This is a genomic window from Paenibacillus guangzhouensis (assembly GCF_009363075.1).
GTDB classification, from domain to species: Bacteria; Bacillota; Bacilli; order Paenibacillales; family Paenibacillaceae; genus Paenibacillus_K; species Paenibacillus_K guangzhouensis.
On the sequence record NZ_CP045293.1, the window covers coordinates 2,774,978 to 2,788,142 of the forward strand.

Annotated in this window: 9 protein-coding genes; 3 read left to right on the plus strand and 6 right to left on the minus strand. The window is 39.4% G+C overall.

The genetic code is table 11. From position 1 onward, the window contains the following. Positions 1 to 121 precede the first annotated feature (121 nt). On the plus strand, positions 122 to 1,231 hold the full coding sequence (locus GCU39_RS12440) for an MFS transporter (protein ID WP_193726903.1): 1,110 nt from the start codon (positions 122 to 124) through the stop codon (positions 1,229 to 1,231). A 174-nt stretch (positions 1,232 to 1,405) separates the two neighbouring features. Here GCU39_RS12440 and GCU39_RS12445 read toward each other — a convergent pair whose 3' ends face one another. Further along, positions 1,406 to 2,305: a LysR family transcriptional regulator gene (locus GCU39_RS12445; protein ID WP_152393806.1), complete on the minus strand. Its 900-nt coding sequence runs from the start codon at positions 2,303 to 2,305 to the stop codon at positions 1,406 to 1,408. A gap of 109 nt (positions 2,306 to 2,414) precedes the next feature. Here GCU39_RS12445 and GCU39_RS12450 point away from each other — a divergent pair, with 109 nt between their 5' ends. Further along, positions 2,415 to 3,032, plus strand: a complete 618-nt coding sequence (locus GCU39_RS12450) for a histidine phosphatase family protein (protein WP_152393807.1) — start codon at positions 2,415 to 2,417, stop codon at positions 3,030 to 3,032. A gap of 188 nt (positions 3,033 to 3,220) precedes the next feature. Here GCU39_RS12450 and GCU39_RS12455 read toward each other — a convergent pair whose 3' ends face one another. Both GCU39_RS12455 and GCU39_RS12460 read right to left on the minus strand, forming a co-directional pair. Beyond that, the gene (locus tag GCU39_RS12455; protein WP_152393808.1) at positions 3,221 to 4,096 is read right to left on the minus strand and encodes an amidohydrolase family protein; all 876 of its coding nucleotides are present in this window, start codon (positions 4,094 to 4,096) and stop codon (positions 3,221 to 3,223) included. Further along, a complete protein-coding gene (locus GCU39_RS12460) occupies positions 4,083 to 7,256 on the minus strand; it encodes a GNAT family N-acetyltransferase (RefSeq protein WP_152393809.1) in 3,174 nt (1,057 codons plus the stop codon). Before GCU39_RS12460 ends, GCU39_RS12455 begins: the two co-directional genes overlap by 14 nt. Before the next feature lie 966 nt (positions 7,257 to 8,222). Between GCU39_RS12460 and GCU39_RS12465 the strand changes: the two genes are divergently transcribed. Then, the gene (locus tag GCU39_RS12465; protein ID WP_152393810.1) at positions 8,223 to 8,474 is read left to right on the plus strand and encodes a hypothetical protein; all 252 of its coding nucleotides are present in this window, start codon (positions 8,223 to 8,225) and stop codon (positions 8,472 to 8,474) included. Positions 8,475 to 8,505: 31 nt separating this feature from the next. Here GCU39_RS12465 and GCU39_RS12470 read toward each other — a convergent pair whose 3' ends face one another. The 3 genes from GCU39_RS12470 to GCU39_RS12480 all read right to left on the minus strand — a co-directional run bounded on the left by GCU39_RS12470 (position 8,506) and on the right by GCU39_RS12480 (position 13,119). Beyond that, positions 8,506 to 10,563 (minus strand): UvrD-helicase domain-containing protein, encoded by a 2,058-nt coding sequence (locus GCU39_RS12470; protein WP_152393811.1) that lies wholly within the window; start codon positions 10,561 to 10,563, stop codon positions 8,506 to 8,508. Continuing rightward, positions 10,564 to 12,633, minus strand: coding sequence for an AAA family ATPase (locus GCU39_RS12475; protein WP_152393812.1), 2,070 nt, complete (start codon positions 12,631 to 12,633; stop codon positions 10,564 to 10,566). It lies immediately after the preceding gene. 306 nt (positions 12,634 to 12,939) lie between these two features. Further along, entirely contained in the window at positions 12,940 to 13,119 is a 180-nt protein-coding gene (locus tag GCU39_RS12480) for a hypothetical protein (RefSeq protein WP_152393813.1), read from the minus strand. Positions 13,120 to 13,165: the final 46 nt, after the last annotated feature.

Below are 13,165 nucleotides of genomic sequence, written 5' to 3' on the forward strand. Positions count from 1 at the left end.
TGTAAGATGCGTTATACTGACTAGTAGTCAGTCAATTAATTTGTGGAGGGTCATTATGAAATTACGAATTATTTTATATCTAATAGGATTGAGCGCATTTGTTGCCTCATTGGGACAAAACTTGTACAACCCGTTGCTTCTCCAAGTCCAAGAAAAGCTGCATACAACGAGTTATTTGATTAGTCTGTCCGTCTCTTTGTTTACTTTGGCCCTAGCCATCATGCAGATCGTATACGGACCATTAGCGGATAAGAAAGGGAGAAAATCGGTTCTCATACCATCCATTATGTTGTATATCGTCGCATCGATCGGTTGCGCATACGCTCCATCCATCGGTTTATTGCTATTCTTTCGTGTTCTACAGGGAATCGGTGCTGCGGCTGTTCCCGTTGTAGCTGCGGCTGTGATCGGCGATCTATTTCATGGGAAAGCCCTCAAACAAGGCATGGCAACTTACCAATTGCTGCTCATGCTTGCTCCTGCGCTAGGGCCGTTAATTGGAGGCATCATCGGGGGGCGGTTCGGTTATGGCGCAACCTTCCTATGTTTGGGAGCAATCAGCTTGTTATTGCTAATCGCGAACATGATTTTGTTACCAGAGACAATGCCTGAAAATTCAGGCCCGAAACATGGCAGCGCTCAGAATTTTTCTTTAATTTTCAAGAATTCAACGAGTGTAGTGATTTTAATCTTCGGATTTATTCAATTCATGATCTATTTCGTATATTTGACCTTTATACCTCAGATTCTAAGCAATCATTACTTATTCAAGCCTGCGAAGACTGGCGTCATCCTACTTGTTATGTCCTTCGCAACCATTATCAGCGTGAAGCTTGGGGGAGGGATGTTGAACCAGTTAGGTGCTCGAAAAAGCCTGATTTACGGATTTTCACTGCATGCATTATCCGTTATTATGTTTGCTTTCACAGCTCAAATCTCGCTTTCATTCCTCGTTATTGATGTTTGTCTTTTTGGTTTTATGATGGGACTGACAGGTTCCATACCTACCACTCTTCTTACGGAGCTGTTTCCAGAGGAAAGGGCTACAGCGATTGGGGTGTTCAATTTCATCCGTTATCTTGGTATGGCGGTAGGTCCGATGATCGGTACCCTGTTGTATTCCGGCGGGAGTATTATACCGCTCTTCCTGACTTGCAGTATTGCTTTTGTAGCAGCGATTGTCTGGGGGATTAAGTTAATGTCCAACGATCCGGTACAAGAGGCATCTTAAAATAGATCTCGTTCATTGCAATATATGTCTTGTCTATTCAGCTTCCTGGTATGATATCACGATGTCCTCGAACAGGGGGACTTGCAAAGTAGTTGATATGCTCCAGCGAAGCTCAAAGCAAGACGCGTAGAAGCTCCCTCAGCCTATTAGCCACGAGAACTTCTAATTATGAATTCACGCGTCCAAATTATGGATAACTAAAGAAACGAAATCATTAATAAACTTCTCCAGATGCTCCTTTCTTCTGGAGCCTAGCAAAATTGAATTTGCTGAAGAAATCTCCGACACATCCACTTTGGTAAGAACACCCTGTTTAAATAAAGGTTCAGCTACGAGTGAAGAAACAAAGCTTACGCCATAACCAGCCATTACAGCATGAATCGTCTCATTCAGTCCATTAAATTGCAATTCAATTTTGGGAGGCGTGATCTGCTGCTCCTTGCATAGCTGAAATAATCTTTCTCTCGCTGCACTTCCCTCTTCTCTCATAATAAACGGCTCAGATGCAATTTCGCTAAGTGTAACCTTTTGCGTTGAATACTTATGTCCGGGGGCTACTGCGAACAAATACTTATCCCTGTAAAGCACTCTCTGTTCGAATACATCTGAATCCGGGAAGGGCACGCCAATGTCGCTATAGATCGCGATATCCGCCTCAAAGTTGATTAATTTTTCAATCGCATCATGAGAGTTGGTCGTTGTAATTTGTACTTCCACGTTAGAGAATCTTTGTTTAAATAAAGATGCCCACTTCGGAATGAGAACACTCGTAGCAAGATAATTTCCAGCAATCCGTAATTTCCCTTCAGGATAGTTATGATGGTCGTTGATTATACCCTGAATCTGCTCTTCGATACTAAATAATTTCTCCAGCGGAATAATCAGCTTCTTTCCTAATGGCGTAAGAACCAGACTTCTGCCCTGAATTTGCAATAATGTAATATCGTTTTCTTTTTCAAATTTGCGTATTTGCGCCGATATGGCTGGTTGGCTGATATGTAGTTTCTCTGAAGCTTTCGTTACACTGCCGGTTAACGCAACATAATAAAATAATCTAAGCACATGAAGGTTCAACTGTATCGCCACCTATAATGTTCATCTATGTATCTTAAATATTATATATTATCCGTTTATACATCCACTCATTATACTAGACTTACATTTCAATTAGGAGGAATACAGGATGGCAACGACGTTATATTTGACCCGTCACGGACAAACCGAATGGAATCTGGTGCAAAAGATGCAGGGGCATCAGGACTCTCCCCTTACACAATCCGGGGTTCAACAAGCCGAGTGGTTAGGAGAACGGTTATCTAACGTTCCATTCGACTCGATATATTGCAGCTCCAGTCCCCGAGCGATAACCACGGCAGGTATCATCTCAGGAAATCGGTCTACTGAGATCGTGAAACTTGATGCACTAAAGGAAATCAACATGGGACTATGGGAAGGCCAGCATATCAATCAAATTACGCAAGATTTCCCTACGCAATATAGACAATTTTTCAATGAGCCTCATTTATACGAGCCCACGGGTCAAGGGGAGACCTATAATCAATTAATGAATCGAGCGCTTCCTGCGCTCCAAGATATCCTAACGAGACATCAGGGTCAACAAATCCTTATTGTAACTCACAGGATCACGTTAAAAGCGATTATGAGCTATTTTATGAAAAAACAGCTGCATGAAATCGGGACCATGCCCGACATTCACCCAACTGCGCTATGCAAAGTTACGATTCATCATGATGTCTTGAGCGTAGATTTATATGGTGATACCGCTCATTACCGGGAATAATCGATGCTTTCTCAGCGATTCATTTATTGGGTATATGAATTCGTTTACCCAATCTCGAAAGAAACCGCGCTATACAGCAGTAACAATCCCATCAAGAAAAGAACAAGCCATCCCCTTCGTCGTTCTCCGGGGTGGCTTGTTCACTTATTCTTCAATCCCTCAGTCAGACTTTGCCGACGCCGCTGTTCTCAGAGCGCTGCAATTCGCTGCTGAATCCGAGGGAACAGTCTTATGGCATTCTCGTAAAATACGTTCTCGTGGTGCTGCTCCGGCACGAGCCGGCGGACGAATTCCGCATACAGGTCAATCGGCGCGAGCGGCCAGTCGGTTCCGAACAGCATTTTCTCATAATGATCAGAGTATACTAGTGCTCTGCGGAAGTGATCCATGAATAGGGGTTCATTCATGAACCGCTCAAAATGAGGGCGATCACCGACGACGAGGCCTGACAAATCGGCATAGACATTCGGATTCTTAGCCACGACTTCGGCAGCGTCCATCACCCAAGGATCGCCTAAATGACAGATCATAAAGTTCACGTCTCGCTGCTGGTAGGCCAAATCGTCCACGGTGAGCGGATGCGAATATTTGAGCAATCCATTCTTGGAGTACGTATCACCGGTATGAATGACCACCGGCATACTGTAAGTAGCAGCCAGCTCATAGATCGGGGTATAGATTTTATCATAAACATAATGGTGATAGTACCCGGCATACAGTTTTATTCCTGCGACCTCGGGTGCCTTTAGCCGCGCTTCGATGCGGTCCAGCTCCTCTTGCGCGTCCTTCCCGGTGAGCCTATTCGGATTGACGCCCACACATTCCATGAGGAACGGCGGAACGCTTTCTTCCAGGTTAAGACCCATCGGATTGGGTGAGGTAGAGTCGGGAAAAGCCCCTCTACTCTGTTCCGTAACCCCCATGCCTATGCCAAGAATGACGTCGTTCTTGTCAAACTCGGCCTTAAGTCCAGCAGCCGAATAATCGACTTTGGACAGCTCCCGCGCCGTCTGGTGAAAGCTATCAATATCCGACAGATGAATATGAATGTCAATGATGGGCATCAGAATTCTCCTTCTCGTCAGTAGGATTGGCAAAGGTCAGCTTAAGCAGGTCACGTAGATCTTCTCGTTGCAACGTAGTCTCCCCAAAAATCAGGAAGGTCGGCTGAGTCCAAGCGGTTTCTCCATTCCGAAGTGGAAGTTGATGATTGACACCATAACTGAACACCTGATTGTTCACATAGGCATAAGCCTTCTGATCGGGGTGATGATTGATGAGATGAAGCGTGTCCTTACTCGAAGCCGCACCGATTCGTAAGAGCCCCTTGGGCTCGAGATCGCCTTCCAACTTCCCAAGAAGAAATTTGCCTTCTTCGGGCAGCTCCATCCATCCTTCCGAGAAGACAGGTGAAGGCTTGAAATAATAATTATCGGCTAGACTGAACTGCGGCATAACCATCCCGCTTCTATTGTTCACCGAATGCAGCACGCAAAGGACAGGCACGCCAGGCAGCATAAGGTAATGTTGGTTGATCGCAAGCCCTCGGTTGGCTTCCTGCTTCTCGATGGAAGTGGTGATTCGGAGCCCCTTCCACACGTTGCCGTGGATATCCTTGTACTCCGCCCAATCCATGCTTCTTGGCTCCTGTTGTCGGCTGAACCCGCTGATGCCAGGAATCTCGGTACCAAGTCCTCCGTACCACGGATTCCACCAGGAACGTGGGACCGCTTCTGGGTAAGAGCTGTCAAGCCATTCTTCCCCTTGATACGTTAGGGAATGCACGCAGCTTCCGAATGCAGGTGCAGCCGCAATAGCGATCACGCCGTTGCTTATCGTGTAAATGGGACCAACCGGTCCTTCATCCATTTCACAAGCGACGGTTGATTCCGTCTGAGGCAACCACAGACCAGACCGCTCCTGAATGCGATCCTCACCATGATATACAGCCCGAATCTTCCTAGCGGATCTGTGATGAAGATGTTGTGATTCCAATGGTTCGGGTATAAATTCGAAGCGTGCGGAGCGTAAATCCTGCTCTCGTCTGAGATCCATGTCAGCGATCATCCGCTCCACTCCGTCATCGTTCTGCACGAACAGTTCAATGTCTCCTGCAAGCGGAATCATCTTCCGTTCGATTAGTTCCACCTGAAGTGTCCCCATGGCGAACGGATTTCCGCCGCCGAGCGTTAATGCAAGATGATCATCCAGCACGGGGATGACCTTATCCCGCTGCTTCCTTGCGAAGGAGCGGAAATCCGACCAATGGGTGAACGTATTCAGCGCAAACACCGTTGTCTTCGTTCGCACGACTTCTCCGGCAGCAATTTGGCCAACAGGATGCTCAAGACCGAGCGTATACTCTGGTCGAAGCAGTCTCAGTGAAGCGTCCCAGCAGATTCCGCACGTCACGTTGTCTTCCTTGCAGAACAGCCAATTCTCCGTGATTTGTGCGCTATCCCAATGACTCGGATCGCTGGCATAATTGTCGCCCATGTCTACGTATCGGCCCTGGTATGGCAGGATGAGCCGCTTGCCGAAGAAGCCGAAATTCGTTAGCGCGTACATATTCTCTTCGAGCGCTTGTCCGCTGTTATTACAGATTTCGTTATGAAACTCGGCGATTCCATTTGCGTGCAGCTTGACCACCGTTTTGATCTCTACGCCTGGGAATTCTTCCGACACATAGATGGCTTCGAGCACCTGGCTATCGCTTTCCGAATAAATCTTCACTTCACTTGCCTGCTTCTTGGAGAATTCTTCAACGAACGGCTTACCTAGCTTCGGATAGGTCCACCAGAAGTTGTGGCTGGATCCCGGATATTCGATCCACATATTGTTGTCGATCTTGTTGAGATGGAGGGAAAATGCGCCGTTCACGGCAACCCACTGATCTCCGTCCTCCCCTCCATAGCGTCCATACCTTCCTTTCACGAGGATAGATAGTTTGCTTGTGAAAGAGACTGCGCTCTCGCCCACTGGCATGGCTGTCACTTCAATATCGTGTGAGTAAAGCCCATAAGTTCGCAGGGTGAAGGGAACACGAATCGAGGTTTTGCTCTTCGCCGGAACCTTGAATCTTACCTCACGGTTCGTCCATTCCAAGCACGCATCCTCAGGCAAATCGAAGGCAAAATCCGCTTCCGAGGTGAAATTATTCTCCACGTTCAGATACAGTTCGGCCGGCGTGCCCGGATACAGCTCACGGGTTGGGAGCACCATTTTCATCTTGAGCGGGAATTTAGGCGCGACACCTATACGGAACTCTGCGCGTCTACCGCCGATGATCCATTCGCTCTTCACGACAGGATGGGTCTTTTTCGCATTCTGTTCCTCCCGAACGGGATTCAGCTCGAACTCGCCTTCCACGATGACCGTTTCGCCTGGAGCAAGCGTTGGCGCAGTGTCTATGGCAAATCGAATATTCTTATCGTCCCGGCCTTTGATCTCAATCGACAGCTCCGATGCCGAGCGATTCTTGATATGGTAGCGAATCTTGTATATGGAGCCGAACACAAGATCATGGTCATCGATCTCCGTGAAGATTTCATAGTCAGGCGTGTCAAGCGCGGTCAAACCGCGACCGCTCTTCTCAAATTCTGCTCGCAAGAACAGCTCGCCCTTTTGCCACGTATAATCGAAAAAATCAAAGCCGCGTTCCCGGTGGCCATCCGGTTCAATGACAAGTTCGCGTGTGCTGTCTGCATACCAATCAAGTTCCTCGAAATAGGGTGCAAGGGCATCGGTCTGCAGAACAGTAGGGATGAAGTTCATCAGGTGGACGTAATCATCACTTTTCTCCCAAAAGAATCCGCATTTCTTATACATTGGCACGGCCTTCGTATTCCCCGGCCAAGTGAACAAATCAAGGCGAGGCCAACCGGCTTCAACGGTTTTGCGGACGGCGTTCAATATCAAATTGCGACCGACCTTGTAACCGTGATAATCGGGGCGCACATTGAGCAGCGGTACATACAACGCCCCTTCGTCATGACGATAATGCGAGAAGCTGCAGAACCCGACGACCTCTTCGCCATCGACAGCAATAAACACATACAGGTTGGAGGAAGTCTCCATCTCCCGGCGTACACTGTCCTCGGTTCGCGTGTCGGTTCCGCCGCCCCAGCTCTCGTTGCTGCGGTTCCACATCTCGGCGACCGCCCTAGCGTATGAAGGCTCATATTCGATAATGCGGATGCGTTCCGCGGTGGTATTTGAAGTCATAAGCTCATCTCCTTATTTGTCATTAAATCATGACGCATGAATTAGACCCTATTAACTTCTTATTATACTATTATTTGGAAGGATATTACGAGCGTTAGGTCTCCGTTCACTACAAATAACATCCGCTTTCCAAAATCACTAAAACTTCTAATAAATAGACCCCCACGAACCTGTCATCAATGACAGGTTCGTGGGGGTCTATAACGTAGTAGGAATTTGCTTATCTAAATAATCAATAAAATCTTTAGTGCTGAATTGCCCTTTACCACTTCCAATTCCAAAATATTCAATGAGATCGTTATATTCTGAATGCCCAATAATAGAAAAACGGTATCCTTTTTGAATTGGAACACATAGAACATTGCCACTTTGCTCTTTTGATAAATGTTAACTTCCACCCACCTGAATCTCTAGTATCAAATATTGCATCTGATATAACATTATTATATTTATGTTCGAAAGTTCCAATCTCCACATTAAGCTGACGCATAGAATTATAAAATGTTTTTAAACCATCTACCATGCGGCAATAAGAGTACCCCATATTTCCTGTCTCCAACCCATATTTTCACCATTTTTTGGTAATATAGCTTTTCAAAAAGTTAATGTATCCCCCAAGTAACACTCCGTAACCAGCAACACATAGCAAGTTCATCGGGTTATGTTCGTGTTGCAGCAAAATACGGTGAATTTCCCATGGCTAATCTATTCGTTACTTTGTGAGTTGTCATGGGCACTATCTCCTTGTTTGCTGGAATTTTATTGTTATGCTTAGAGAACAGCACGACCGAAAAATACCTTGAATCTCGTTTACACATCGGATCAGAATGAACAGAATTACATATCTAGTTGATTCCACTCTTTTAAAAAAAAACGGCTTGATTGTACTTTTAGATCAAAAGAATGAATATATTTTATAAAAATGGTTACAGACATATATAACTAAACTATTAAGGAGCGGTAATAATGAAACAACCCAAAATAAAGATTTTCGGACAAATATATAAAGTAATTCAAATTGAATTTGATAATACTGGTCTAATTAAAAAAATTGTTTATCAAATAAATGCACGGCAAAACAAAACCGTATTTAAAGGTACAGAAATAACAAATAAATCATTAACCTCAAAGAGTATTATACAAGAACCAACTTGTCATCCTTACCATAATTACGCTTATGCACCTGATTTGGAATCGTTACTTGTAGAAAGCTACTAATAAAAATGTAATTTACACCTGGTAAACCTTTTCATTCGAAGGGATATATATCACCGAAAATTTCCATAATACCACTTTCAATTTCTTTAACGTCGTCAATATATAAAATTCGTAAATTTTTAATCGCTCTGGAGCAAGAAACATAAAGCAAATTTTTAATTTTTTCAAATTTTTGTTTATCGACATCATCTAACTTATTAGAATCTTTGAAGTTTTCAAAAAAGAAATTAAAGTAATTTTGATTTTTACCAAATGAATTTTCTATAATGATAACAACATTGTCAAACTCTCGCCCCTTTGTACCATGATAAGTATGGTAAATAACATCTTTCTCTTGTTTATCAATAATAAATTTATACCACAATTCATATTCATTAATATCAATATCTAATAACTTCTGTATGGTTATGTTTGAATGATCAATATTATCATCAGATATATTAGGAAATAACTTCTCTAAAAGATAATTTCTAAAACGTTCAGATGTGATATTATTGAAACCAAATATCCAATCAATTATATCTTTGTATTTTTCATCATTATTTTTGGAATAAACAATCGATATAGAGTTGATATAATCACCTAATGTATTCCCTTTGCTTTCCTTTAAATATTTGATTAATCTCCTTAAATCTTCTAAATTCATCCCCTCAAACAAGTTATCTTTAGATGAAATCTCAATAACAGAAGTTTTATTATCCATAACATCATTGTGTAATTTCACTATATTAAATAGTAACTTAGAAACCTCTCCTAATTTAGATATATCATGACTTAATAGCTCAGTATTAAGTTGATTATAGTTATAACCCGTGTATTTCTCCGTGTTTCCAAAAGTTTCATATATGTTTAAAAAACCACTATACTCTGCAACAATTTTATTAGTTAAAACAAGACAGTGTAGTGGATTTTTCACAGTAACATTCCATTCGTGAGCATACTTGGCTATAAAACTTTGAACACTGTCGGGAGTGCCCTTATAAAACTCTACACTACCGCCTTCGCAATCATCATAAATCGATTGTTGTTCAATGTTATCTTTCCTAATTTTATTTATTACATCAATTACTTCTTTAGTGGACCTTCTGTTGAATTCTTTATTTATCGGTTTTAAACTGGAGTGGGCTTCTGTTATTCTATTACCTACTCCTTCATCGTAAATATTTTGCGCTCCATCACCAAAATATCCAATAAAAATATTATGACCTATTTTTTTTGAATATTTATCTAAAATACTCATTATCAATATAATCTTTTCATTAGTATCCTGATACTCATCAATAAAAATAAAGGGATATTTATCAATGATAATCTGCTTGAGCAAATCAAATTTTTCAATTATTTTTAAACCATAATCTAACAAGGTATCATGGCTTATCCACATTTTGTGAAGTTGGTCGTTGTTAAATATAGGATTATATTCAACTTTTTTATATCTTTGTTTCTTCATTTCAATGGATTCACGACATTCTCTATAATTTTTCATTTTAAACAATGTATTTACTAGTTTTTTGAAATTTCCAATATTCCTCAATATATCAGAATATTCATGTAAAAATGGTTGAAAAGCTGCCCTGAAATCTGCTGCTGTAGTGTTAGTATTTTTATAATATAATTCCTTATTTTCAATCATAATCTTTTGAATATGTTCTTTTTGTTCTCCATCTAATTCATGATACTTTTCATATTCCCGATCGACTTTCAATTTCTGTTCTAATTTTGAGATTTCTTCATCCAACTTCTCTTTATGAATCTCAACTAATTCTCTTTGGTAGTTTTTAATAAGAGTCCAAATTCTTTCATGAATTGTTGAAACTAATACTAGATCCGTATTTCCTAATCTTTCTTTTACTTCCTTAGTCGCCACATTCGTATATGTAATACAAATGATGTGTTGGTTATGTTTTTTGAAATTCTTCTCATAACTTCTAATTACATATTTTAAACATTCAATTAGAGCATAAGTTTTTCCAGCTCCAGCTCCAGAATTAAACACGACACTCTCTTTTTTATAAATAGATTGAAAGATTTCATTTAGTGAAGCAAATTCCCTTTCTCTATTAGATGGAGATATTTTTGATAAACTCATTTATTTCTCCCCTTCTAATTTTATAGTTAACCATGTAAGCCCATTTTCAATATATTCGGGCAGGCTGGGAATCTTAACTTCATGAGTTTCTGTAATAAATTTGTAAAGTAACTCATTAGCAAAATCACTTTTGTTATCTGATAATTTATTTTGAAGTTTATAAGAATTCTCTTTTATGTTATTTAAATTATTTTCTTCACCCATAATGTGTTGACAGATCATTGGTTTTACTTTTTTCAATATACTTACTAACATATCATTTTTAAAGTTACTTAAAATAAATGCCTCTTCAAAACTTGTAGCAAAATACCCATTTATTTTCCCCTGATATGCAATATACATGTTATCAATTTCAATCTTCTCATGATTTAAATTCTCTAATTTATTTGAGCCGTCATTAAACTTCATAATAGTTTTATTAGTTGTTTCTCTACAACTTAAATCAGAAATTTGTTTGAAGTTCTCTTTTTCTTCGTCACTTCTTTTTATATCGAGATCTGTAATTATTAATGCTGGTACTTTAAGTAGCTTGATCAGTTCATGGTAAACAAGTCCATGAGCTCCATCAATATTAAAAATTGATACGTAGTATTTATTTAATTCTTCATTTTTATCTATATAATATTTAAGAAGTGTCTCTTCCGTTACTCCTTCAACAAATATAATAGCATCTGAAAAAAACAGATCAGAAACTTTATATTTAATATGTTTTTTTAGAAATTTAAGATCATTCTCTTTGCTAATATCATTATTATCATTCTTAGGGACAATTACATCGTCATACAAATTAACCACACTAGTATGATTATTTTCTATTGTGATGTAATTTATATTATTAAAGGTATTGCCGCTATGTATTTTACTATTCAATATATGTGATGAATGAGTTGTAATGATTAACTGGCTATTTACATTTTTATTTTTATTCTTCAATAGAGAAGCGATAGTCTCATTTATATTTTTTATAAATAACTCTTGCATTTGTGGATGCATAAATGTTTCAGGTTCTTCAATTGCAATTAAGTTAACCTTGCTGTTAAAAGAGTTTTCTGGATATTTTTCCATATAATCAATTAGGTCCGCTATTATCAACATCAAATTGGTATAACCTAAACCGAATTGATTCTCCGGTATATTTAAATCACGTTCAATATATTCGTATTTGATTAAATTATTCATCAATTTTTGAAAAGATAAATCGGCACTCAACAGCACTTTAAATCTATCTTTAGATTCTACTTCTTCCAAAGATTCATTAATACTATTTGTATGTCTTTCACTGATCAACTCAGTAAGTTCTTCATTTATACCATCGATTTTTTTGTTAAGTTCATTTCCTTCTTCTGTTAATAATGACTTGTAGCGATACTCAATTATTTTACTAAAAGCTTTTGACAGGCTATTCTCACCTTCAATGTTATTAGCCTTAATAGGTCTCAATTCTATTAGATTCTTTATCTTAAAATTAGCAATGTGATCATTATCTATATTGTAATAATTGATATTAAATTTCGACTCATCTACCAAGTTCAAAAATTTTCTAAAGAGAACACTTTTAGTTACGACCGTTTTCTCCTGTAACAGTTTTTTAACATCCCTGATAAATACTTCGTCATTATCTAATTCCACTTTTATAACAATTTCCAATTCAGAATTATCAACATCAATTAGTCTCATAAATGGCACAATATTAGTTATTAAATCATTGCTATTGTCTTCAATTCCAATACATATATTAAATTGTAGGATTGGTGTTTCTAATTTGATACTTGAATCTTCTTCTTGCTTTGGAAGTTGTAATTCAAATTGTTCAAGTATTTTTTTTAAATAGAAGAAATTAAAATCATTTGCCTTAAATGAGTTTTTATTATTAATAAGATTATCAAGAGCATTAATAACAGTGCTCTTTCCACCATTATTCTTACCTACTATTAAAGTTGTTGTAGGAGCAATATTTATCTCTTTTTGATTTTTTTGATCTTGATAACTTTTTGCATCAACAAATTCAATCTTATTGTTATTATCACTAAATTTTCTGTAATTTGCTAACTTTAAACTTTTTAAATACATAACTTATCCTCCTATTCTTTGTAACCCCAAAAATAATACATTCTAAAAATACAGCCAATATAAAGCAATTGGTACGCAAAATAAACTTCTTATTCAGATCCCTATCAAAGTAGGCCGTAATGCAATTTTAATATTCTGGACTAAGTCACCAACGAAACATATTATCGATACAAGAAGCTCTCTTATTCTTAAAAGATTCGACATAGTTCTCTTTCCCCCTTCCAAAAGAACTAAAATTCTCCATGTAAAAAGCCTCCAGAAATTTTCCAGAGACTGCGTTGTTAGTTATAATTCACTTATGATTACCTATAACTCCACCCGATTCCCTTCCCGATCATACACAATTCGCTCCACCAGCTTCTTCAAAGCCCGATTCTTCTCTTCGCTCGTCACCGCAACACTCCATAACTCCCTAAACTCACCTATCCGCTCATATATCTGCTCCACAGCAGAGTAATTCCCTTCATTTACTACAACCCTCCGCAAATCCTCCAACTCCTCCAGCTTCTGTATCTGCCGTGACCGGATAGCT

Excerpts from the sequence above, each read along its gene's own strand:
- GCU39_RS12455 (WP_152393808.1), bottom strand. The coding sequence starts at position 4,096 with ATGCCCATCATTGACATTCATATTCATCTGTCGGATATTGATAGCTTT.
- GCU39_RS12460 (WP_152393809.1), bottom strand. The coding sequence starts at position 7,256 with ATGACTTCAAATACCACCGCGGAACGCATCCGCATTATCGAATATGAG.
- GCU39_RS12465 (WP_152393810.1), top strand. The coding sequence starts at position 8,223 with ATGAAACAACCCAAAATAAAGATTTTCGGACAAATATATAAAGTAATT.
- GCU39_RS12475 (WP_152393812.1), bottom strand. The coding sequence starts at position 12,633 with ATGTATTTAAAAAGTTTAAAGTTAGCAAATTACAGAAAATTTAGTGAT.
- GCU39_RS12450 (WP_152393807.1), top strand. The coding sequence starts at position 2,415 with ATGGCAACGACGTTATATTTGACCCGTCACGGACAAACCGAATGGAAT.
- GCU39_RS12470 (WP_152393811.1), bottom strand. The coding sequence starts at position 10,563 with ATGAGTTTATCAAAAATATCTCCATCTAATAGAGAAAGGGAATTTGCT.